At 41.9% G+C, this 23107-nt stretch carries 20 protein-coding genes and 1 riboswitch; of the genes, 13 read left to right on the plus strand and 7 right to left on the minus strand.

Annotated features, from left to right (window positions below):
* Positions 1-41: 41 nt before the first annotated feature.
* The gene (locus LF817_RS06215) at positions 42-1391 is read right to left on the minus strand and encodes a 6-phospho-alpha-glucosidase (RefSeq protein ID WP_253934917.1); all 1350 of its coding nucleotides are present in this window, start codon (positions 1389-1391) and stop codon (positions 42-44) included.
* A 147-nt stretch (positions 1392-1538) separates the two neighbouring features.
* Here LF817_RS06215 and LF817_RS06220 point away from each other — a divergent pair, with 147 nt between their 5' ends.
* Positions 1539-2249, plus strand: coding sequence for a GntR family transcriptional regulator (locus LF817_RS06220; RefSeq protein WP_253934918.1), 711 nt, complete (start codon positions 1539-1541; stop codon positions 2247-2249).
* Positions 2250-2521: 272 nt separating this feature from the next.
* Here the strand turns inward: LF817_RS06220 and nagB are convergent, their stop codons facing one another.
* Positions 2522-3253 carry a glucosamine-6-phosphate deaminase gene (gene nagB / locus LF817_RS06225; protein WP_253934919.1) on the minus strand — a complete coding sequence of 244 codons (732 nt, stop codon included), beginning with the start codon at positions 3251-3253 and terminating at the stop codon, positions 2522-2524.
* A 14-nt stretch (positions 3254-3267) separates the two neighbouring features.
* A complete protein-coding gene (locus LF817_RS06230) occupies positions 3268-3981 on the minus strand; it encodes a GntR family transcriptional regulator (protein ID WP_253934920.1) in 714 nt (237 codons plus the stop codon).
* A 236-nt stretch (positions 3982-4217) separates the two neighbouring features.
* On the opposite strand from LF817_RS06230, the gene LF817_RS06235 reads away from it, so the two are divergent.
* From LF817_RS06235 to LF817_RS06245, 3 genes are read left to right on the plus strand one after another with little or no spacing between them, the layout of a single operon-like run.
* A complete protein-coding gene (locus tag LF817_RS06235) occupies positions 4218-5543 on the plus strand; it encodes a 6-phospho-alpha-glucosidase (protein ID WP_253934921.1) in 1326 nt (441 codons plus the stop codon).
* A gap of 39 nt (positions 5544-5582) precedes the next feature.
* Positions 5583-6329, plus strand: coding sequence for a chitin disaccharide deacetylase (chbG, locus tag LF817_RS06240; RefSeq protein WP_253934922.1), 747 nt, complete (start codon positions 5583-5585; stop codon positions 6327-6329).
* Between the two features lie 29 nt (positions 6330-6358).
* Positions 6359-7759 (plus strand): PTS transporter subunit EIIC, encoded by a 1401-nt coding sequence (locus tag LF817_RS06245; protein WP_253934923.1) that lies wholly within the window; start codon positions 6359-6361, stop codon positions 7757-7759.
* A gap of 544 nt (positions 7760-8303) precedes the next feature.
* Here the strand turns inward: LF817_RS06245 and LF817_RS06250 are convergent.
* Positions 8304-8513 carry a PspC domain-containing protein gene (locus tag LF817_RS06250; protein WP_371925004.1) on the minus strand — a complete coding sequence of 70 codons (210 nt, stop codon included), beginning with the start codon at positions 8511-8513 and terminating at the stop codon, positions 8304-8306.
* A gap of 14 nt (positions 8514-8527) precedes the next feature.
* Positions 8528-8980 (minus strand): GNAT family N-acetyltransferase, encoded by a 453-nt coding sequence (locus LF817_RS06255; RefSeq protein WP_253934924.1) that lies wholly within the window; start codon positions 8978-8980, stop codon positions 8528-8530.
* Positions 8981-9093: 113 nt separating this feature from the next.
* Here LF817_RS06255 and LF817_RS06260 point away from each other — a divergent pair, with 113 nt between their 5' ends.
* Positions 9094-9264 carry a hypothetical protein gene (locus LF817_RS06260; protein WP_253934925.1) on the plus strand — a complete coding sequence of 57 codons (171 nt, stop codon included), beginning with the start codon at positions 9094-9096 and terminating at the stop codon, positions 9262-9264.
* Between the two features lie 105 nt (positions 9265-9369).
* Here LF817_RS06260 and LF817_RS06265 read toward each other — a convergent pair whose 3' ends face one another.
* Together LF817_RS06265 and LF817_RS20175 are read right to left on the minus strand one after the other, a co-directional pair.
* Complete coding sequence (locus tag LF817_RS06265) at positions 9370-10872, minus strand: sodium:solute symporter family protein (protein WP_253934926.1); 1503 nt, start codon at positions 10870-10872, stop codon at positions 9370-9372.
* A 234-nt stretch (positions 10873-11106) separates the two neighbouring features.
* Complete coding sequence (locus LF817_RS20175; protein ID WP_256558214.1) at positions 11107-11250, minus strand: YezD family protein; 144 nt, start codon at positions 11248-11250, stop codon at positions 11107-11109.
* Positions 11251-11352: 102 nt separating this feature from the next.
* A riboswitch (SAM riboswitch) is annotated at positions 11353-11457 on the minus strand.
* Positions 11458-11601: 144 nt separating this feature from the next.
* Here LF817_RS20175 and LF817_RS06275 point away from each other — a divergent pair.
* From LF817_RS06275 to carB, 8 genes are all read left to right on the plus strand, one after another.
* Positions 11602-12048, plus strand: a complete 447-nt coding sequence (locus LF817_RS06275) for a hypothetical protein (protein WP_253934928.1) — start codon at positions 11602-11604, stop codon at positions 12046-12048.
* A 1016-nt stretch (positions 12049-13064) separates the two neighbouring features.
* Positions 13065-14375 carry a lysine N(6)-hydroxylase/L-ornithine N(5)-oxygenase family protein gene (locus LF817_RS06280; protein ID WP_253934929.1) on the plus strand — a complete coding sequence of 437 codons (1311 nt, stop codon included), beginning with the start codon at positions 13065-13067 and terminating at the stop codon, positions 14373-14375.
* A 326-nt stretch (positions 14376-14701) separates the two neighbouring features.
* Positions 14702-15736, plus strand: coding sequence for an N-acetyl-gamma-glutamyl-phosphate reductase (argC, locus tag LF817_RS06285; protein WP_253934930.1), 1035 nt, complete (start codon positions 14702-14704; stop codon positions 15734-15736).
* Positions 15737-15758: 22 nt separating this feature from the next.
* Positions 15759-16985, plus strand: a complete 1227-nt coding sequence (gene argJ / locus LF817_RS06290; protein ID WP_253934931.1) for a bifunctional ornithine acetyltransferase/N-acetylglutamate synthase — start codon at positions 15759-15761, stop codon at positions 16983-16985.
* Positions 16948-17766 carry an acetylglutamate kinase gene (gene argB, locus LF817_RS06295; RefSeq protein ID WP_253934932.1) on the plus strand — a complete coding sequence of 273 codons (819 nt, stop codon included), beginning with the start codon at positions 16948-16950 and terminating at the stop codon, positions 17764-17766. The genes argJ and argB overlap by 38 nt, the downstream gene beginning before the upstream one ends.
* On the plus strand, positions 17763-18920 hold the full coding sequence (locus tag LF817_RS06300) for an acetylornithine transaminase (protein WP_253934933.1): 1158 nt from the start codon (positions 17763-17765) through the stop codon (positions 18918-18920). Before argB ends, LF817_RS06300 begins: the two co-directional genes overlap by 4 nt.
* Positions 18921-19026: 106 nt before the next feature.
* Positions 19027-20091: a carbamoyl phosphate synthase small subunit gene (locus LF817_RS06305; RefSeq protein WP_253934934.1), complete on the plus strand. Its 1065-nt coding sequence runs from the start codon at positions 19027-19029 to the stop codon at positions 20089-20091.
* Complete coding sequence (gene carB / locus LF817_RS06310) at positions 20084-23107, plus strand: carbamoyl-phosphate synthase (glutamine-hydrolyzing) large subunit (RefSeq protein WP_253934935.1); 3024 nt, start codon at positions 20084-20086, stop codon at positions 23105-23107. Before LF817_RS06305 ends, carB begins: the two co-directional genes overlap by 8 nt.

Genomic DNA, 23107 nt, shown 5'->3' on the forward strand with positions numbered 1-23107 from the left:
AATAATAGACCCGACTTGTTATTGCGGGTCTATTATTTCAATTAAATGGTCAAGGCTTGTTTGTTCGCGTGTAGTTCAGGCCAGTAATTTTTATTTGCATCGATCATATCGTCAAGAATCTTTCTGGCTCTTGGTGCATCGATAACTGTGCGATTTAATGTTAATGCTTGAAGTGCTTTTTCGTAGCTGTTTTCGTAATAGGCGTCCACGACAAGCTTTTCATATGCGAGCTGACCTTCAATTAATCCTTTGTAGAAGGTGGAAATATAGCCTACAGCGAACGGTTTAGGCCCGCGGTTCGTAATGACAGATGGAACTTCAACCATGGCATCATCTGGCAAGTTCGCGATGGTCCCATTATTTTCAACCATCACGATGAAAATATCTCCGTTATTATAAGCCATAGAAGCAGCTACTCGAATCATATAACGTCCGTGAATATCGACTTCTAATTCGACATTTTCAGTTGTGTCATCTGCAATGATTTGATCAGCTAGAGAATGCACTCTTTTCTCGCGTCCATTAATAACCTGGCGTGCGCGAGTGTTGTCTGCCTCCTCTTTTTCAACCATCTGGGAAGGGTATAAATAATACTGCAAGTACGTATTCGGTAAATATTCAGGGAAATCGGTGACCATTTGTTCTACTTGCTTAAACGTTTTAATCCAGGAAGGGTCATTTGCAATCTCAGCATCTTCAGGAATAAAACCATCTTCTGTTATGGCTCGTTTAATCGTGTCAGTATGGTCCACACCGTCTTTGTCCAAAATGCTGGTGAACCAGCCAAAGTGGTTAAGGCCGAAGTATTCAGGCACTAAGTCGAATACATCTTTGCCGAGAATCCCCGCGTAGCTGACCATAATAGCTGCTGGCATATCGCAAATGTTCAGAAGCTTCTTATCGTCAGGGAATTCACGACGAAGAGCCTCTGCCACGATAGCGGCTGGATTGGTGTAATTTAGAATCCAGGCATTCGGTGAAAAATGACGAATATCGTTCACGAGATCGATCATATCTCCAATTGAACGAAGACCGTAGGCCATACCGCCAGGTCCGCACGTTTCTTGACCTACCGCACCATGACGAAGGGGGATTTGTTCATCTTGTTCACGCATTGCAAGGCCGCCGGTTCGAATTTGAACGAATACAAAATCTGCATCTGTTAATGCTTCTTCTTTGTTCGTCGTATAAGAGAACTTTTCGAGTTCAGGATATTTCTCACGCAAAATGATTTCGGAAGCTTTAGCTATTTTCTCCTGGCGCTCAGCATTCGTATCATAAAACGTAATTGACTTTAATGGGAATTGTTCTTTCTCTGCTACTAAACTCATAATCATCCCGATGGTATACGTACTGCCACCGCCTACAACAACAAGGTTTTGCTTTTTCATAGGGATTCCCCTCCTGATAGGTATTATATTTGTATTAATTAGTATTACCATGAATATAATACATATTGGTGAAAGCGTCAACATTTGTATCGAATTTTTTATGCTTTTTCTGTATAATGACTAATGTGAAGAACAGGAGGAATTCGTATGGCTGCGCCTTTATATAGAAGAATTGCACAAAAAATTAAAGAAGATATTTCTGAAGGGATTTGGAAAGATGGGGAGGCGATACCAACCGAACTTCACCTGTCTGAACAATATCAAGCCTCTCGGGTAACGGTCCGGCAGGCGATTAAGGTCCTTGTGGAAGAAGGATTACTTGAAAGAATTCAAGGAAGCGGAACTTATGTAAAAGAACAAAAAATAGAACGTAATATATTTGACTTATTGAGTTTTACAGAAGAGATGAGGCGGCTTGGTAAGGAACCCGTGAACAAAATTCTGAAATTTCAACTGATAGACCCTGATGATCATGTAAGGAAGATGCTTCAGCTTGCCGAAGGGGAAAAGGTATTCTATATACGGAGACAGAGATTGGTCGATGATGTTCCGTACGTGGTAGAAGATACTTATTTGCCTGTCTCTCTCTTTCCGAATTTATCCTATGGGATTATGAAGAGATCCAAATATGATTATATAGAGAAAGAGGTTGGCAAAAAAATAAAAGAAAGCTTTCAAGAAGTGATTCCTGTTTTGCCGAGTGAGGATGTCGCTCAAGCGTTAACGGTAGAAGAGTCAACTCCAATATTGAAAATGCAGTCCTACAGTGTTTTAGTAGATGGGACGGTTTTTGAATACAGTGAGAATCATTTTAAGAGTGATGAATATAAATTTACTCTTCGGGCTAAGAGACCTTAGTTACATGTTAAAAAATACATTTTTTGTGTCGTGCCAAGCATCTTGATGTTTCTTTCATTTTTTTGGTGACATAAAGGGGACGTTACTCTAAAGAAATAGGGAGGGAGTCCACTTTTTTTCAATGAGCGAAAGGAGAGTTTTTCTCTGCTAAAGCTTCGTGTACATCCAAAAAGTATGAAAGAGCTTTTAAGAAATCAGCAACAAAAAAACGTCCAGGCTCTCTATCCTGGACGTTTTCGCATGTTGTTCTTTAATTGGGGCATGATCTTCGCCTATAGATCCGTATGAGATAAAGCTGCTGCATCAGCAATTAAGGTGACGTTCAGGTGATTTCTTAAAATAGAGGCTGGGAAGTCTTCTGATATCTTTCCTTCAAGAAGCTTGTAAATGGCTTCTGCTTTTTTCTGTCCTGAAGCGAGCAGCAAAATTTCTTTACTTTCAAAGATGGATTGAATACCCATAGTGATAGCCTGTTCCGGGACGGATTCTAAAGTAGGAAAATAGCGGGAATTCGCTTTCCTTGTAGATTCCATCAGATCGATGATGTGTGTCCTACTATTAAAGGGAGTGCCTGGTTCATTGAAGCCGATGTGCCCATTTTGACCGATACCTAGTAGTTGCAGGTCCACTCCTCCCATGTTCTCGATTAGCTGGTCATAGCGCTGACATTCTTTCATAAGGTTTTCCGCCGTACCATCTGGGAGGTATGTTTGATGAGCAGGGATATCGATGTGTTTAAATAAATGATTTTCCATATACATACGGTAACTTTGGGGATGGTCCCCTGATAAACCGATATATTCATCCAGGTTGACAGTGGAGACGTGCTGGTATGTTGCTGCCGATTTCCCGTAGTCTTCCACCAGCTTTTTGTAAGTTCCTATCGGAGTACCTCCCGTTGCTAAACCTAAGGTGATGGAAGGCGTTTCTTTCACTCTATCTATGATGATTTTTGCAGCCTCAGCACTCATTTCTTCATAAGAAGTCACTTTTATGATATCCATCGCAATCCTCCTTTTTAAAAACGTTTTGATGTAAATTTAAATGTGTATTTCTCGCTTCTAAAGTAAAGTTTCGTGAATTCGAAGATTGTATCATCCTCAAAGTAAGCCCAAAGATTCATCGATAATATCGATGAGTCCTTTTTCAGTTGAAGTGTCTTTTTTAATTCTTCATTTGGAGACATTGGCAGAATCTCTCCTTGGCGCTCCTTGATGACATATCCTTTTTTTTCTACATATTCGTATTTGGATTGTGTCATGACCTCGACTGATAAATCAGGGAATAAGGATACGGGCATATAGGTTTCTTCTAAGATCATCGGTTCTTCTTCCACGCAGCGAAGCCTGCGTATAAAAAATACTTTCTCATTCCTTTCTAATTGTAATGTTTTTCTAATCTCTTCACTTGGAGCTTGCATATTAAAATCCAATATTTGGTTGGTAGGCTTTTGATTAAGGTGTGTCATTTCTTCTGTAAAGCTTTGCAATCGGTAAATATCATGCTCGATTTTAGAGTTCTTTACATACGTTCCACTGCCGCGGACCTTATAAAGAATATCTTCCTGGACGAGGAGTTGTATAGCCTGTCTAATGGTTACTCTGCTCACCTGGTATTTAACAGCTAGTTTGTTTTCTGAAGGGATCGCTTCATCTTTATCTAATTTTGCTGTAATGATGTCTTTTTTTATTTGGTTTGCTACTTGTTTGTATAGAGGGGAGCCTGTATTCAAAAAGTGTCACCTTCCTCTTTCTAAAAATAACTTGTATTAATGTATGATACAAGTATAAACCAAAATTGATATTTTTACATTATTTTATAGATTTTTTCTTTATAATGGGGCTAAAGTTGTGCTTATGTCATATATTTCTAATAAAAAAATACCAATTTAATTCATGTTTGGTGTTGTACTTGTATTAAATTAGTGTTATAAATAAGTTATCAGATAATTCAGAGAGGAGCTGCGCTATGAAAAAACAGCGGCTGGTCGTTGCCGGAAGTGGCAGTACGTACACTATGGGCATGATGATGAGTTTAATCGAAGAAAAAGATAACTTTCCTTTACAAGATGTTGTTTTCTATGACACTGATGAACAGCGACAGGAGAGAAATGCTAAAGCAACAGAGATACTTTTCAAAGAACGCTATCCAGAATTGAATTCATTTTCGTATACGACTAACAAGGAAGAGGCATTCAAAGACGCTGATTTTGTTTTTGTCCAAATTCGCACTGGCGGACTTGCCATGAGGGAGCAGGATGAGCAGATCTCCCTTAAACATGGGGTGGTGGGTCAGGAAACATGCGGGCCAGGGGGTATGGCTTATGGGCTGAGGTCTATCAAAGACATGATCGAGCTCGTAAAGGACATTCGATCCTATTCGTCTGAGGCGTGGATTCTTAACTACACAAATCCAGCAGCCATTGTGGCGGATGCTTTAAGTCGTGAATTTCCTGACGACTCCCGCTTGCTGAATATTTGTGATATGCCGATTGCTATTATGATAAGCTACGCGAAACTGCTTGACATTGATGTTTGGGATCTCGTTCCTGAATATTTTGGTCTTAATCACTTTGGGTGGTTTACAAAGATTTATGATAAAGCTGGAAATGACCATACAGAACGATTAAAGCGATTGATTATTGAGACAGGATTCAAACCGGAGGATACCGAGATTGCAAATGACGTCTCCTGGCAGAAAACTTTTGAACAAGCTAGGCAAATGCTGATTGATTTTCCAGAGTTTTTACCTAATACGTATTTACAATATTATTTGTATCCCGACGAATTGGCGGCAAAAGAAGATCCGAATCGTACCAGAGCCAGACAAGTCATCGAAGGAAGGCAAAAGCGTGTCCATGATACGTGCGATCAAATCATAGCTGAAGGATCTGCCGAGAATTCTGATCTTCACGTAGATATTCACGGAGTATTCATGATCAAAGCAGCTGAGGCACTTGCCTACAATACCGCCGAGCGGTTTATAGTCATTGTAAAAAATAATGGAGTCATCGCGAACCTTCCATCTGACACTATGGTCGAGGTGCCTTGTACGTTAACGAGCCAGGGTCCTAAACCTTATGCCATTGGAGATATTCCAACGTTCAATAAAGGATTGATTGAAGGGCAGCGTGCTTATGAAAAACTGGTAGTCGACGCTTATTTTGAGAATAATAAACAAAAACTTGTCGAGGCACTAACTTTAAACAGAACAGTAGTCAATGTTAATAAAGCGAAGAATATCGTTGGAGATTTGCTTGAGGCAAACAAAGGGTATTGGCCTGACTTTCAATAATATTTCCTCTGTAAATCAGGGGACAAAGGTGGAGTGGAGATGAAGAAGCTGATAATAAATGCAGACGACTTTGGATATTCGCGGGGGGTCAATTATGGAATTATCGATTCTCATACAACGGGTGTGTTAACGTCGACAACTTTTATGGCAAATATGCCAGGGCGTGATCATGCTGCGGAGCTGGCCAGGGAGCATCCATCCCTGGGTGTGGGAATCCACCTGGTGCTGACGTGCGGGCGCCCTATATTAGACGGTCATCAGACAATTGTAGATACGAAGGGGAATTTCCGGCGGCTTAATTTCTACCAGGGAGCTTTTACTATCGATTATGATGAGGTTTACGCAGAATGGAAAGCTCAGATTGAAAAATTCCTTTCCTATGGATTGGTTCCTACTCATTTAGACAGCCATCATCATATCAATTCATTTGGAGAGATTCCGGAAGTCTTCTTAACTCTTGCCAAGGAATATGATTTACCTGTTCGCAATAACATGGGTGAAGCAATCTTGAAGAAGCTTCGGGAAGAAGGCACCAAAACAACAGATGCATTTTCAATTTTGATTGAAACCGCTTTAAAAGATGAAAAATCCCTGGATCATCTATTTGGTAATCAAGAAACAGTCGAAGTCATGGCCCATCCTGCTTATTTAGATAAGAAGCTGATGTCCACTTCATCCTTCACTTATCCAAGGGTGGATGAAGTCGAGTTTTTGACGGATCAGGATAGAGTGGAACTTATCCAGTCGAGAAAAGATTTTAAGTTGGCTACGTTTAAAGATCTTTAAGGGTTAACAACCATGAGGAGGAACGAATGATGAAAAACTTTATGCAAAAGTTGGGTAAATCGTTACTCATTCCAATTGTCGCCTTGCCGATAGCTGGTCTCCTGCTGCGTTTGACCGCAGAAGATATGCTGGATATTCCACTCTTTCAAGCGTCGGGAGTCATTTTGACTCAAATGGATGCACTGATTGCTATAGGTATTGCGATGGGACTTGCCAATACAAAGGATAAGGGGATTCCGGCACTCACAGGATTTTTAGCAATTATTGTTCTTAAAGAAGGACTTGGCATTATGAATGAGGATCTTGATATGAGTGTTTTCGGAGGGGTAATGGCAGGACTCATTGCAGCTTACATCTATAACAAGTTCAAGGATGCTAAACTGCCGAGTATGTTCGCGTTTTTCAGCGGAGAAAAATTTCCGATCACGATGATCATTTTCACGATGATTCCGGTTGCCGGAGTCATGTCACTCATTTGGCCTTTTGCTGAATCAGGGATTAATGCATTTAGTCAAACGTTAGTCAATCTAGGGGCATTTGGAGTATTCATTTTCGGGTTCTTAAATCGGTTCTTACTTCCATTTGGTTTGCACCATGTGCTTAATACGTACGCTTACTTTGGGCTAGGGGAGTATGAAACAGCCGATGGTGAAGTGGTAGCAGGGGAAATCACCCGTTTCTTAAGCGGAGACCCGACAGCCGGATACTTCATTGGCGGATTCTTCATTACGATGATGTTCGGAATTCCCGCTATCGCTTTAGCAATTACTAAAGCGGCCAGAAGAAAGAAACAAGAGACGAAGACATTGATGAGTTCTGGAGCAGCTACATCTGTTGTGACAGGGATTACAGAGCCTATTGAATTTACATTCCTATTCACTTCTCCATTACTGTACTTCATCCATTCCGTTTACACAGGTTTGGCAGGGGCCGTGCTCTATATCCTCCACATTCGACATGGATTCTCCTGGGGAGCGGGAGCAATTGACTATTTTGTCAACTTAAACTTATCTGATGGGGGACTGCTTATCATTCCTGTAGGGCTTGTATTTTTTGCTCTTTACTTCTTTACCTTCTACTTCATTATCATTAAAAAGGACATTCCTTTAATCGGAAGAGAAATAGAGGATGATTTTGAAGAAGAGGCAACGGAAGAGGAGAAAGAATTGAAGCTATCCCACTCGAACCATGAATATATGGCTAAGAAAATCCTTCAATATATCGGAGGAAAAGAAAACGTAACGACGAACGACCACTGTATGACAAGATTGCGACTGGAATTAAAAGATACAGATATTGTAGATACAGAGAAAATCAAACAGACAGGTGCTCATGGAGTCGTCAAGATTGATAAACACAACCTTCAAATTATAATCGGTTCAGAAGCGACGACTGTGAAGAAGGAAATGGATAAGTTTCTAGATGAATAAGGAAAAGGCTGTCCCAAAAGCCTTTTAGAAAAGAAAACCACTTCTAATTAATCGTTCCAATCGTTTAATGTTAGGCTTAGTCGCTTACAGTATAACGATTGGAGCATTTTTTCTATTGAACAATAACGAAGGCTGTTTTGATATTTCAATAAGAAAGTTATTCAATGATATGAATGAACGAACCCCTGGCATCGGTAGGGGAGGTCTTCGTTAAGATGCATAAAAAAAAGCGTCCTGCTGCAGGGTTCTATATCTTTACCACGTGAAGCAGTACCTTTATTGTTTCTGTTATCCACCCAAACGAAAGAAGTACATGGTGAGATCCCACAGGGCGTTAGCCCGAGGAAGCTCACCGTACGCCCATGGAAAGCGAGTGATTTCCCGGACCTTCAATCTCTATTTAAAGAGATGGAAACAGTCCCAACTACCCAAACTGAATTTTAAATAAAGGAGTTTATAGGTGGGGATTTCAACTAGGACATAAACAGAGCTTAGTATAGAAAAAAGAGCTGTCCCAAAATAACATGGGGACAGCTCCATTTCTCTATTCCACTTCTTTATTGACCTCAACATCTTTAGGTATGATCAGGGCAGCTACAATGTAAACCAGTAAAAGAAAACCACTGCTTAAAAAGATTCCGACCGCATACAATATTCTTAATAAGCTTGTATCGATATCGTACTGCTCGCCGATTCCACCTAATACACCAGACAACATTTTATTGCTCGTTGATTTGTAAAGCCTCTTCTTCACTATAATCCTCTCCTTTAAGAAAGATCTCTGGAAAATACAATCATATCGGTTGCTAGGATTCCATTCTCATAAATGGGTTCTGGGTAGTCTAAGAAGAAATCTTTTCTAATAGAATCCATACGAAATCCGCATCTTTGATAAAAACTGATATTCGCAAGACTTGAATTCGCTGTTCCTACTATCATTTCACTAAATCCTCTATCTTGAAACATGGAAAAGCTCTTTTGAATAACAGACGTTCCAATTCCTTTTCCTTGCTTTGTGAAAATGACGGCAATATTTTTTATCTCAACAACTTTTGGAGAAGGGAAGGTGAATAAACAAGCGCCAATGACCTGATCGCCATCAACGATAGCGTATAATTCACCTTCTTGTATATAATCCATTACCTTTTCTTCATCTTCATCTGCTAATAGGAGGTAAGGGAGGTATTCTTCTCGGTTCACTACATGCTTCAGTTCGATCATCGTAAGTTTCTCCTTATTGAGTGAGGTAGTATCAGTCATATTTTCTATAAAGTACAGAATTTGTCCGTTCATGGTACAATTCTTAATAAGTTAATTATAGAGGAGGAATCCTGATGCAGCGAAAATTATCTGTTGCCGGGTGGCTGTTGTTTTTAGTTGGGGTAGGCCTGTGGTTATTGAATATTGAGGCAAGCTTCGAAGAGGCTGATTCTGTACTGATCGGTTTAGGTGCCATTCTCCTGCTTTTCTCCGGTATTATGAAGATGAAAGATCAACAAGATTAGCTTAAACAACGCTCGTTAAAAAAGGCTTTCAGGAATATTTTAACATAAAAAAAGTGTGCTCTCCAGATGATCGAGCCTGAAAAGCACACTTTTATTATAGGTTTCCTAAGATTTATTTAAAAGGTTCAATACAGAGGCATGACGCAAACGAGTGTAAGATGTTACATAACTGATTACGTACATAGTAATGAAGCTTAAAACAGAACAAAGGAATAAAGCCACATATATATTTCCTAGTACTTCAAAGCTGGTGAGCCAAATATAAGTACCTGAACCGACAAGTACAGAGGCGGTTGCGCCATAACGGTTTCCTCCATCCCAGAAGTACCCTAAAAGGATGGCTCCGAAAGTACCACTGATAATGGCAGAAAAACTGAATTGAATCAATAAAGCGAGTGATTCTGGCGGTTGGATGGACAGGTATAAAGATAAGCCCCCGACAAGAATCAACGACCATTTTGACGCGGTAACCGCCCACTTATCGACTGCATCTGCGGACAAGCTTGAAAATCGTTCCAGCAATGGTTTGACGATATCATTCCCAATACTGGACGTAACTGTTACGTACAATCCATCAGTACTTGAAAGAATGGCAGACAGCAGGCCGATGACTAAAATACCGACGATAATCGGAGGGAAAGCCTCCATCAAGTACATTGGCAGAGCGTGATCCATATTAGATATGCCAGGTGCAATGACTCGGGCAGCCAGGCCGCCGAATACCATTAAAGTGCTTATAAAAAATAAATTGATTCCTGCTGACATCGTAAACGGCCGTAAATCTTCTTCTTTTTCCAGGGATAGAAACTTATTAGCGAGTTGTGGAGTCAGGACAAACCCTATCATCAGAAATTGGATCGCTATTACAGCGAGAGCATTATCATAAGGCCCGCCATCTGAAAAAGGAGTCACGAGGCCTGGATCTGCTGCAGCTAATTGACTTTTTAATTCAGAAAAAACAGAGAATCCACCGCCAATTGTCCAAAATAAGGAAAGAAAAACGATGATCCCTGTAATCCCCATCAAAATTCCTTGTATACCATCGGTTATCAGCTGAGCGAACATTCCTCCGAGCCTAATGTAAAAAACGGTAATAACCACGCCTATTACAATCCCTGCACTATAAGGAATTCCCATGATCGTCTCAAATATCGAGGCCATGCCGACATTTTGTCCTACAATGTAATAAATATTGAATAGCAGCAGTAAGGATACGATAGTCTGTAAGGATTTACTATTGTATCTTTTTCCGAGCCACTCAGGCAGGGTAGAGACTCCCCCTGCACGATGATGAACTTTCCAGAACTTTTTTGCAAGAAGCAGTAAAGCGATCCAGGCTACCCCGAATGCCCCAAGTACATACCAGAGCACTGATAATCCATGAGCATAAGCGAGGCCGGGGACTCCTATGTAAAGGTTGGCGCTGGCAAAAGTGGCGGAGAAACTGGCTCCTACAATCCAGGGTGGCACCTTTCCCTGGGCTGTGGCGAATCCTTTCATGGATTGGCTGAATTTTTTACCTTTATTTCCGATGTAAGAAAGCAGGAAAATATAACTTATAAATAAACTGGCTGATATCCATAGGACGGGTCCTGATAATACTTCCATAATTAAGCTTGCTCCTTTCTCTTTTTAGGATAAATTCTTTGCCATAATACAATACCACTGATCCAGAAAAATACTATTCCGATAAAATATACAGTCAACATATGTAGAACACTCCTTTTAAATGGGGGGATAATTTTAAACCCTTCAAAAAAAGCAGCCATAAGCAGAATGCCCCTTTATAAAGGAGAAAGCTTATGGCTGCCTCTAGTTTATCTAGTCAGCAACGCTATTTATTTAAACTCTGACTTTTTCACTCTTTTCCAGTTGAATGACTTTTCCATCTTGGACGACGAGTTTTATCGAACCAAATTTCATAGTCGAAAGCATCGATTCGATCTCATTCGTGACCTTTTTTAAGTGTTCTTCCTCATTCTGCAGTTTGATCCACTCCTTTCCCTGAACGTTTCAAGGTACAGTCGACAATAAAAAAAGCCCCTCAAAAATTTGAGAGACTTCTAATAAACGTACATCGCTATATGTACCTTATCTCTCAAAATGGATTTCCATTTTGCTGGAGTTAGCACCTTGCAGATTGCAGGTTGCCGGGCTTCACAGGGCCAGTCCCTCAGCCGCTCTTGATAAGAGCTATTTAACTTATTTTTTTGAATTTTACATGAATTACTCAAAAGTGTCAATGTCCTCTGTGTCTAACTTTGGAAATTAATTATATGTTTAAATCGGGTACTCGTGGGTATTATTCTGATATAACATTAGAGGGCGGGTGATCCTATGAATCAAAATATTTCCCATGCAGAAATGGATGGCATTCTTAAGAATTTAGAGGATGACTACATTCGAGCACTGGATGGAAATGACTCGACAAACATAGAGGAGTTTGTTGAGCAGTTCCTTTATGACTCCTGGCACTACAACGACCGCAATATCGAATCCATCCAAAAAGTCATGAGCCGATATTCAGGAGGCGAGATCCATGCGAACACTTTTTCAGGATCTTTCCAAAAAATGGTGGATCACTTACAGAAGAAGCTGGCCAGCCTGGATGAAGATGATCAGTATCCGATGGTCCATTCTCCATTAGGCGCATCTATATTAGTTGCATTTGTAGATGGTCTAGTCATCCAATACTATACAGCAGTTTACACCGTAGACGATTTGAAAGAGGCAACACCTCATTTCAAGCAAATCATATTAAACGCTTTACGTATGGAGCGATAACGGTAAAAAAGCCACGAGGAGACTCTCGTGGCTTTTTTAATTTCAGGATCTTTTCCCAGAAGTATTGATAAACTCTTCATCAATGGAATATTTTACAAAAAAATAATAATGGCTAGTATAGTAAAAACTAAACTTAGAAAGAAATTTCTTGAGAAGCCAAAAGGTATATATGGCAGCATTGTGGAAGACTTGATTTCGAGGCATTGGGTGGGAGGAACAGGGCGGCGGGGAATGACTCGCTTTCCGTGGGAGCGCGGTGAGCTTCCTCGGACGTCCCGTCCTGCGGGATCTCACCAAGCACTCTCTTCCCACAGGAGTCTCCCCATTCCCCGCCGCCCTCACTATAAATGTGCTTCTCGAAATAGCTTAAAAAGAACCTTATCAATAATAGTGGGATCATTAACTCCAGTGCTCTGTTTATAGCATTTTAGTTTATAAACTTCCTGCACTTTAAGGTAGGTCCAAGCATTTGCATGCATACAAAAGTATCGCTGGTGATCACTCAAGAGCAGTTATTTTTTAAGTGAAGCACCTCAAAAAAATGTTTTCGTTATCCTCGCAAAGGCAAGAAGCCACAAGAAAAGGCTAGACTCTTGGAGTACACGGTGTTTTCTAATATTTCCAATCAGTGGCTAATATTTTTAAACTTGGTATAGTTTCGAGCCCCTTCCCATCGTATGGTGGCTTTAGAAAACGGTGAGACTCCTGTGGGATGTACATGATCGGTGAGATCCCGGAAGGCGAAGCCTGAGGAAGCTCACCACATGCCCACGGAAAGCGATCCGTTTTCTAAAGCCACCATCTTCTCATACAAAAGTCTCGAAACGGATTCTTCAAGAATAGGGAGCTTTTATGAATATCAATACGGAAATTTAACAGAGCCAAATGAAATAGTTCTTTCTGTAAACTCATTCTCAGAAAGTTTTATATATTTCAAAGGGAATATGATACCATGAGAAAAGCGAAAGATTCTTAGCGCGCAGGCTTTTTTTGAAAAAAGGAGTAGTGAATGAGTAATGAAACAGCATGATAGAATGCACGACCTGATTGGGGTGGGGGTTGGCCCTTTTAATTTGAGCCTAGCCGCCTTATTAGATGAAATAGACGATGTTGACAGTGTCTTTTTTGAGCAGAAAGAGCAATTCGACTGGCATCCAGGCATGTTGATCGAAGGCACTAAGCTTCAAGTCCCTTTCCTCGCAGACCTTGTGACGATGGCAGATCCGACGAACAAGCATAGCTTCCTCAACTATATAAGTAAAAATGATCGTATGTATCAGTTCTACTTCCTCCAAAGACTCGATATCCCGCGTCGAGAGTATAATGACTACTGTCAGTGGGTCTCCCGCAGGCTTTCGAGCTGTCAGTTTGGACAAGAAGTAACAAGCATTCGTCATGTGAAAGAACATGAAGATTATTTTGAAGTCACGGTAAAGGATTTAAAAACAAACCAATTGAACGTTTATAAAACGAAGCATATCGTCATGGGGACGGGAAGTGTACCCGTTATGCCTAAATCGTTTAAGGGGCTCCCTGAAGAAGATGTTTTCCATACTGCAGATTATGTCCCGAACCAGGATCGCTGCCGAAGTGCTCAATCTGTAACCGTTGTAGGTTCCGGCCAAAGTGCAGCAGAAACTTTCCGGGAATTACTCAAGGAACAAAGGGATTGCGGCTTTCGTCTCGACTGGATTACACGCTCGGCAAGCTTTGAATCCATGGAAGAGTCGAAGCTGAGTCTTGAGCACTTTTCTCCAGATTACGTGAAATATTTCTATCAGCTTCCCCAAAAGGATAAAGATGAAATATTTGCGAATCAGGGACTGTATTACAAAGGCATCAGTAATCATACCATCGAAGATATTTACAATCTTCTGTATGAATACTCCATTGGGGAAGATCAACTGAATGTTGGTATGCAAGTCTTAAGTGAAGTGAGAGGAATCGAGGAGAAGGATGACGGCTCTGGTTATGTTCTCGATTGCTATCACTGGCAGAAAAAAGAGACATTCAAACATCATAGTGAAGTCGTCATAACCGCAACAGGATATAAGCCTCACGTGCCGGACTTCGTTCATTATTTAAGTGATTTTTTAGAATGGGATGAAAAAGGACGTTATAAGGTTGAAGCGGACTATCGTTTAAAGAAAACGGAAGAAACCGACAACGAAATTTATGTTCATAGCGGGATCTCTCATACCCACGGGGTAGGTTCAACTAACCTGGGTCTAGCCGTACACCGAAATAAAGTTATTATCAACCATCTATTAGGAAGAGAAGAGTATAAACTTCCAGACAGAAGTATTTTTCAATCTTTTGATATCTAGTGAGTGCAAAAACCAGCATCATGATGCTGGTTTTTTTTATGCAATCATTTACCATTATTCCGTATATTCAGTGAATATTCGTATATGTAAATTTCTATCTATTTCAAAAATAACGGCTCTATTAACGAGAGAGGATCAAAAAAAATATATTTTTTGTTGAAAGCGCTTACCAACAACGTGTGACTGACATTGTTTAACGTATTTTATATCCCTGAAATTAAAATTTAATCCCGAGCTGTTGACAGATTTTATCACAGGGGTAATAATGTCATAAATATACGGTATATATAATAATTATACATAATTGAAAAAGAGGTGACTGAAGTTTGGATATCGGAATAATCGGAGCGACAGGATATGGAGGAGTAGAACTCTTCAGGCTTTTATATAATCATCCAGAAGTAAAAACTATCAATCTATATTCTTCCTCACAAAGTGGAGAATCTATTCAAGAGATATACAGCCATTTGAACAATGAAGAATATGTTTTAAAAGACCTTGATACGGAAGTAATGAAGCAGCAGCTGGATGTCATTTTTCTCGCTACGCCCGCAGGAGTTTCGAGTGAACTTACGCCACAGCTTGCAGGAGGCAAGGGAGTTGTCATCGACCTCTCGGGCGACCTTCGTCTTAACAGTCCAGAAGAGTATGCAGCCTGGTATAAAAAATCCCCTGCTTCAGAGGAAGTACTAAAACAGTCGGTTTATGGACTTGCGGAGTGGAACAAGGAAGCGATCCAATCTGCAAAAATAGTCGCCAATCCTGGATGTTACCCGACAGCTGCGTTAATTGGGTTAGGACCTATCGTGCATGAACGATTAGCAGACCCTTCCCGAATCATCATCGACGCTAAGTCCGGAGTGTCAGGAGCGGGTAAAAACTCTAATCACGTGACCCACTTTGCGAATACTCAGGAAAACTTCCGAATATATAAAGTAAATCAGCATCAACATATACCAGAAATTGAGCAGCAACTCGGAAATTGGAATGAAGAAACGGAACCTATTACATTTTCCACCCACTTGGTTCCCATGACTCGAGGAATTATGGCGACGATGTATGTAGAGCTGAATAATGTACTCAGCTTAGAAGAATTGGTCGGATTATATCAGACGGCCTATAAAGATCATCCATTTGTAAGAGTAAGGAGAGCAGGAGATTTCCCTTGTACGAGAGACGTATATGCATCCAACTATTGTGACATAGGGCTCGCACTGGATGAACGTACAGGGAGACTGACAATAGTAGCTGTCATTGACAACTTGATGAAAGGCGCTGCCAGCCAGGCTGTCCAGAACATGAACCTGACACAAGGAATAGATGAAACAACAGGGCTGATGCAAGTCCCTGTATATCCATAACGAATAGAAAGGGAGAGAGCGATTGATTCAAATAACGGACGCGCACAAGATTTCAAAGGTGGAGAATGGAACTCTTACATCGCCTAAAGGATTTATGTCGGGAGGACTGCATTGCGGCCTGCGACGAGCCAAAAAAGATTATGGATTATTGATGAGTGTTCAGCCCGCCTCTGTCGCGGCCGTTTACACCCAAAGTCACTTTCAAGCTCCTCCTTTAAAGGTTACCCAAGAGAGTATTGCTTCTTGTAACAAAATTCAAGCTATAGCCGTAAATAGTGCCATTGCCAATGCGTGCACAGGAAAAGAAGGTCTTGAGAATGCGTATAAAATGAGAGAACTGATTGCAGAACGTTATGAGCTGCCTGCAGATCATGTCGCTGTTGCATCAACAGGTGTCATCGGTCAGCAGCTGGAAATGGACAAGATCGAATACGGCTCGCAAAATGTTCAGCTGAGTAAAGAAAATGCCCATGATTTTCAACAAGCGATTTTAACGACGGATACATGTGAAAAATCAGCATGTTACCAAGTCGAAATTGATGGAGAAACGGTTACGGTAGCTGGAGCAGCTAAAGGATCTGGGATGATCCATCCGAATATGGCTACCATGCTGGGCTTTATCACTACGGATGCAGCAATAGATTCACCCCATCTTCAGACAGCTTTGAGCCAATCTATCGAAAAAACCTTTAACCAAATCACTGTGGACGGCGAAACATCGACGAATGATATGGTGCTGACCATGGCAAATGGAACAGTAGAAAACAACCCGCTTTCTCCTGAACATCCGCAGTGGAGTGCATTTCGAGAAACGCTCCAGCTCGTCTGCGAAGATTTGGCTAAAAAAATAGCTAAAGACGGAGAAGGAGCCACGAAATTGATAGAAGTCAACGTCACAGGAGCTCATACAAACGAGGAAGCTCGTATTGTTGCTAAAAAAGTGGTCGGCTCCAGTTTAGTGAAAACGGCCGTTTACGGCGTGGATGCAAACTGGGGAAGAATCGTAGGCGCGATTGGTCATAGTGAAGCCAAAGTCGACGCTGAACATTGCAACATATACATCGAAAGCCAGCTTGTATTCAGTGATGGCACTCCCTGCCCTTTTTCTGAAAAGCAGGCAGAAGAAGATATGAGTAAGGAGACAGTGACGATCAATATCGAACTGCAAGAAGGAACGGGATCAGGGACTGCCTGGGGGTGTGATTTAACATATGACTATGTCAAAATCAATGCAAGCTATCGAACGTAAACAAAAGCCCGTCCTCGTTATTAAACTGGGAGGGAGCATGATCAACCACCTTTCGGAAAGCTTTTATAAAAGCTTCTGCGAATTGAAAAAAAGGTACCAATGCGTAGTTGTACATGGCGGCGGTCCGGCGATCACAGCACTGCTGGAGGACTTGAATATCAAAGGAGAGTTCTTCGAAGGTCTTCGAAAAACGACGGCAGAAACCCTTGAAGTGGTGACGATGACGTTAGGCGGAACGGTCAGCGCCCAGGTAACTTCCGCATTTACTAAACAGGGGGTTCCCTGCGTAGGGCTTAAAGGCTCCGATGGCGGCTTGCTTCAAGCACGTTTGATCGATGAAGAGAAACTAGGTTTTGTTGGAGAAATAGAGGGTGTGAATGGCGGATTGATCCAGCAGATTTTAGAGAAAGATTATATCCCTGTCATTGCACCGCTCGCAACTACAGCTGATGGCCAGATGGTGAATGTTAATGCTGATGTCGCTGCAGCAGCTGTAGCTAATGCTCTGAATGCAGAAAAATTATTGTTTGTAACAGATGTGCCGGGCATTATGAATGAAGGCGAAATTATTGAACGAACGACACCAGAAGAGATTGAATCCATGATTACAGCAGGTGTCATCTATGGAGGTATGATTCCGAAGGTCAAATCAGCTGTCAATGCCTTATCAGAGCACTTGCATGAAGTTCTGGTCGTAAGTGGAGAACAATCATTAGTACAAGGAGACGTGATTAAAGGAACCACGATCCATCAGACAGTAAAGGAAGGAGTCGTCAAATGAGTGTATTTCCAACCTACAACCGTTTTCCTCTTACCATTGAATCAGGGGAAGGCACAGTAGTGACTGACCAGAAAGGCAGGAATTATTTAGACTTTGTATCTGGAATTGCGGTATGTAATTTAGGACACCGTCCGCCAGCTGTGGAAAAAGCCATTCAAAAGCAGCTCGGAAAAGTATGGCACGTTTCCAATTTGTATGAAATTCCAGGTCAACGAGAAGCGGCTCAACTTTTGACGGGGCCGACGGATTTGGATTATGCGTTTTTTTGCAATAGTGGGGCAGAAGCGAATGAAGCTGCCATCAAGCTGGCCCGTAAGCATACAGGAAAGGATAAGATCATAACGTTCAAACAATCCTTTCACGGCAGGACGTTCGCCACGATGAGCGCCACCGGTCAGGTTAAAATTCATGAAGGGTATGGGCAGTTGCTGCCGACTTTTGAATATCTTCCTTACAATGATGCAGAAGCTGTATTTGAACTGGCGGATCGCGGAGAAGTGGCCGCCATTATGGTTGAAGTGATTCAAGGCGAAGGCGGCGTCGTTGAAGGGACAGAGTTGTTTTTGAAGGCTGTGGAGCAAAAATGTCAGCAGATCGGTGCTTTATTGATCATCGATGAAGTACAGACCGGTATCGGAAGAACAGGGAAGCCTTTCGCTTATCAGCATTTTGATCTGGATCCGGACATCGTAACTTCTGCAAAAGGGTTAGGAAGCGGTTTTCCAGTCGGAGCTATGCTTGGGAAAGCTGAGTTAGCAGAGACATTCACCGCGGGTACTCATGGATCGACTTTCGGTGGCAGCCCTTTAGCATCAGCGGCTGTTACAGCTACACTGCAAACCATTTTTCCGGAAGAATTTTTGCAAGGTGTGCAAAGTAAAGCTGAGTATTTCCGAAAAACGCTGGAAAGGAAGCTTTCGCCGCTAGTGAGTGTAAAAGAAGTCCGGGGCAGGGGACTTATGATCGGCATAGAACTTGATGAGCCGGCTATCGATTACATTCACAAGCTTAGAGAAAAAGGTTTATTAGCTGTACTGGCCGGGCCACAGGTTATTCGCCTGCTGCCGCCACTGAATGTGACAGATAAAGAGATTGATCAGGCTGTTACGATTTTGGAAAACGTGCTGGCTTTTGAAAAAGCGGCACATAAATAATCACTTAACTTTGTGGGAGGGGGTCTTCCTTTCTACGAAGTTTTTTAACTTCATAAATGTATAAAAATACTGAAAAACTAATAAAAATGCAGTGAGGTGGAGTATGATGCAAGGATTCTTAACATTACAAGAGGGACAAAGCTATCAAGGCGAGGCTTCTTCTGATTGGCAGAAGCCGGTTGAAGGTGAGGTAGTATTTTTTACAGGGATGACAGGCTATCAAGAAGTATTGACTGATCCTTCTTATAAGGGCCAAATCGTTGTATTTACGTATCCGTTGATCGGAAATTATGGAATCAATGAAGATGACTTTGAGAGCGAAGAGCCTCAGGTCAACGGCGTAGTCATGCTTCAGTGCGCTGCCACAGTATCTCATTATCAAGCTACGATTTCATTGAAAGATTATTTGAACAAATGGAATGTTCCATTTTTAACAGACGTGGATACAAGAGAGATCACTAAATCTATCAGAAGTGAAGGCACTTGTCAGGGAGCCTTAGCCAAAGAATCTGTCTTGCCGTCCGACAAGGTGCTTACGGGTCAAATCTATCAAGCGTATAACCCAAATACAACTTGTTATGGAGAAGGTAAGAAACATATCGTAGTCATCGATTTTGGATATAAGAGCTCAATTGTGGAGCAATTAGTTGAGAAAGAAGCGAAAGTCACCGTCATTCCATTCACGAATTTGAGTGACGTTTATAAATTGAATCCTGACGGCATCGTACTTTCTAACGGACCTGGTGATCCAAAAGATGCGACAAAGTATCTTACTGAATTAAAAGAAATTCTAGAAGCTTATCCTTCATTAGGAATCTGTTTCGGTCATCAAATTATTGCTCTGGCATTTGGCGCAGACACAAAAAAGCTGAGTTTTGGGCATCGAGGCGCGAATCATCCGGTGAAAGACGTCCAGTCGGGGCGCATTTTCATTACTTCTCAAAATCATAATTATGTTGTTGATGAAGAAAGCCTTAACGATACGGTGCTGGAAGTCAGTTTCAGTAATGTGAATGATGGATCGGTAGAAGGACTATTGCATCCATCCAAACCCATCCTTTCGGCACAATTTCATCCAGAAGCCAACCCCGGTCCGGAAGACGCTCTCTGGCTGATCGATGAATTCCTGACGGACATACCAAGTAAGAAAGGAGAGAAAGTTTATGCCTGAAAAAGTGTTAGTGATCGGGTCTGGTCCTATCGTGATCGGCCAGGCAGCTGAATTTGATTATTCAGGCACGCAAGGATGTCTTGCTCTTAAAGAGGAAGGTCATGAAGTAGTGCTCGTCAATAATAACCCGGCAACTATAATGACGGATAATGAAATTGCAGATACCGTATATTGCGAGCCCCTTACGGTCACAAGTATAGAAGCGATTATTAAAAAAGAAACACCTGACGCAGTTCTAGCAGGGCTTGGCGGCCAGACGGCCCTTAACCTTGCAGTAGAAATGGATAAACACGATCTTTTTGAAAAATATAACCTGACTCTACTGGGGACGAGTATTCAATCGATACAGCAAGGGGAGGACCGGGAGCTGTTCCGTGAGCTTATGGATGAATTGAATCAGCCGGTACCTGAGAGTCAAGTCATCGCAAGCGTGGAAGAGGCTCTTCAATTCACCGATACATTCGGCTATCCGGTAATCAGCCGTCCCGCTTATACACTTGGTGGACGCGGAGGAGGAATTACGGACAATGAAGAAGATTTAAAAGAGTTGATCCATAATGGTCTAAAAGCCAGTCCAATCGGCCAGGTCATCATCGAAAAAAGTATCGCAGGTTTCAAAGAGGTTGAGTATGAGATCATGCGGGATGTGAACGGAACATGTATCAGTGTATGTAATATGGAAAATTTCGATCCCGTCGGTGTGCATACAGGAGATTCTATCGTAGTTGCTCCGTCCCAGACGCTTACGGATCAGGAATACCAAATGCTCAGAACAGCAGCTTTTAACATCGTTTCTGCACTTGACGTTGTCGGCGGCTGTAATGTTCAGTTCGCTCTTGACCCTTACAGTAAAGATTATTATGTCATCGAAGTAAACCCGCGTGTCAGCCGCTCCTCCGCGTTGGCCTCCAAGGCAACCGGCTACCCGATTGCTAAAATGGCGACGAAGCTGGCACTAGGCTTTCAATTGGATGAACTGAAAAATCCGCTGACAGGAACAACTTACGCGAGCTTTGAACCGGCTCTTGACTATGTTGTCGTCAAGTTTCCGCGCTGGCCTTTTGATAAGTTTACCGGAGCTGATCGCAAGCTCGGTACAAAAATGAAGGCTACTGGGGAAGTAATGGCCATTGATCGTACACTCGAAGGAGCTTTTCAAAAGGCAGTATCTTCGATGGATCAATCGATTCCATTCATTCCGGAGGATGAGCTTTATGTTCATTTGAAGCAGCCGACAGATTTACGCTACTTCGCCATTGTACAATTACTGCAGCAGGGGGAAAGTGTAGAGGCGATTCATAAAGAGACAGCTATCGATCTGTTTTTCTTAAATATCGTGAACAACCTTGTGAAAATGGAAGAAAAACTTGAAAGTGCTTTATTGGATAAAAAGCTTTTACAAATAGCGAAAGTGCAAGGGTTTACCGATAATAAAATAGCCGAACTGCAGCAGAAGACCCCTGCACAAATTAAAAAAATTCGCAGCGAATACGGCATAAAGCCTGGATATAAAATGGTCGACACATGTGCAGCCGAGTTTGAAGCTGCTACCAACTATGTTTATACGACTTATGCTGGAATCAATGAAATAGAACCTTTGCCATCAAATAAGAAAGCCTTGATTATAGGATCGGGACCTATACGGATCGGACAAGGGGTGGAATTCGACTATAGTGCGGTTAAAGCGATTCAAAGCCTGCGAAACCTTGGCTGGACGACCGTCATGATCAACAATAACCCCGAAACGGTGAGTACGGACTATACGACAGCCGATCGTTTGTACTTCGATCCGATTAATAAAGAAGTAATCGAGTCGATAGTTGAACATGAGGACATCGATCTCATATTCACCCAATTCGGCGGACAGACGGCGATCAACATTGCGGATGAATTAGATGAAGCAGGCCTCCCTTTAGCTGGAGTACCCATCGATACGATCGCTCAGCTTGAAGATCGAGAACAATTTTATGATGTACTGAATCGTTTAGAAATCCCTCATATCCCTGGCTCCATGTGCCATACGATGGAGGAAGCATTAGAAGCAGCAAGTTCTTATGAGTACCCACTGCTCTGCCGTCCTTCGTATGTAATCGGAGGCATGGGGATGGTCAAAGTAGAGAACGAAAAAGAATTGAAAAGTGCTTTGGAACATACAGATGCTCGTCATTATCCGATCGTACTCGATCAGTTTATGACGGGAAGTGAGGCGGAGATTGATTTAGTTGCAGATGGCCACGATGTTTTCATTCCTGAAATCATGGAACACATCGAACCGGCAGGGGTACATTCAGGCGATAGTATGGCGATCTTCCCATCAACGAATTTATCTTCTGAGGTCAAAGAAACAATGAAGAAATATGCACGACAGCTTGTCCAAAAAGTAAATTATCATGGACTGATGAACATCCAATTTTTACTGTCAGGCGATACGGTTTATGTGCTGGAGGTCAATCCGAGGGCAAGCCGTACGGTGCCGATTATCAGTAAAGTTTCAGATGTATCTCTTGTGGAGCTGGCGGTAAAAGTACTCGTGAAAGATCCTGATTTTAGTTTGGGAAATGAGAAACAGCCACTCATTCAAAAGGCAGCGGTCAAGTATCCTTTATTTTCTTCCCATGCCATGCCTGAGCTTGACCACAAGCTGGGGGCCAATATGCTTTCCACGGGAGAAGGAATGTGCCTTGGAAATACCGTAGAAGAGGCTATGGCCAAAGTGTTCGAACACCTGCCTAATCCTTACGAAGATGAGGATGTATGTTTGATAGAAGCGGCTTCGATTGTAAAAGGAAAATCGAGCACCTTGAGCTTTTCACATTGGATCCAGACGAAAGAAGCGAAAGTTTATATGAATGATGGAAATTCGAAAGATGATTCATATAAAAGAATCCAGGCATTGAAAAGCGGTGTCACCGTATTCACTGAACCGACAACGTTCAATGCATATATAGATTCACTGGCATACGACCCATATCAGCCGACCCCGCTGCCCGGGAATACAAAAAAGGAGTGTGTTTAG

The sequence above is a fragment of the Halobacillus sp. A1 genome (assembly GCF_024189295.1).
Classification (GTDB): Bacteria; Bacillota; Bacilli; order Bacillales; family Halobacillaceae; genus Halobacillus_A.

Coding starts and splice junctions, on each gene's coding strand:
- LF817_RS06235 (WP_253934921.1), top strand. CDS start 4,218: ATGAAAAAACAGCGGCTGGTCGTTGCCGGAAGTGGCAGTACGTACACT.
- LF817_RS06305 (WP_253934934.1), top strand. CDS start 19,027: ATGCAAGGATTCTTAACATTACAAGAGGGACAAAGCTATCAAGGCGAG.
- LF817_RS06245 (WP_253934923.1), top strand. CDS start 6,359: ATGAAAAACTTTATGCAAAAGTTGGGTAAATCGTTACTCATTCCAATT.
- LF817_RS06275 (WP_253934928.1), top strand. CDS start 11,602: ATGAATCAAAATATTTCCCATGCAGAAATGGATGGCATTCTTAAGAAT.
- LF817_RS06220 (WP_253934918.1), top strand. CDS start 1,539: ATGGCTGCGCCTTTATATAGAAGAATTGCACAAAAAATTAAAGAAGAT.
- LF817_RS06300 (WP_253934933.1), top strand. CDS start 17,763: ATGAGTGTATTTCCAACCTACAACCGTTTTCCTCTTACCATTGAATCA.
- chbG (WP_253934922.1), top strand. CDS start 5,583: ATGAAGAAGCTGATAATAAATGCAGACGACTTTGGATATTCGCGGGGG.
- LF817_RS06260 (WP_253934925.1), top strand. CDS start 9,094: ATGCAGCGAAAATTATCTGTTGCCGGGTGGCTGTTGTTTTTAGTTGGG.
- nagB (WP_253934919.1), bottom strand. CDS start 3,253: ATGGATATCATAAAAGTGACTTCTTATGAAGAAATGAGTGCTGAGGCT.
- LF817_RS06255 (WP_253934924.1), bottom strand. CDS start 8,980: ATGATCGAACTGAAGCATGTAGTGAACCGAGAAGAATACCTCCCTTAC.
- carB (WP_253934935.1), top strand. CDS start 20,084: ATGCCTGAAAAAGTGTTAGTGATCGGGTCTGGTCCTATCGTGATCGGC.
- LF817_RS06215 (WP_253934917.1), bottom strand. CDS start 1,391: ATGAAAAAGCAAAACCTTGTTGTTGTAGGCGGTGGCAGTACGTATACC.
- LF817_RS06280 (WP_253934929.1), top strand. CDS start 13,065: ATGAAACAGCATGATAGAATGCACGACCTGATTGGGGTGGGGGTTGGC.
- LF817_RS06265 (WP_253934926.1), bottom strand. CDS start 10,872: ATGGAAGTATTATCAGGACCCGTCCTATGGATATCAGCCAGTTTATTT.
- argB (WP_253934932.1), top strand. CDS start 16,948: ATGACTATGTCAAAATCAATGCAAGCTATCGAACGTAAACAAAAGCCC.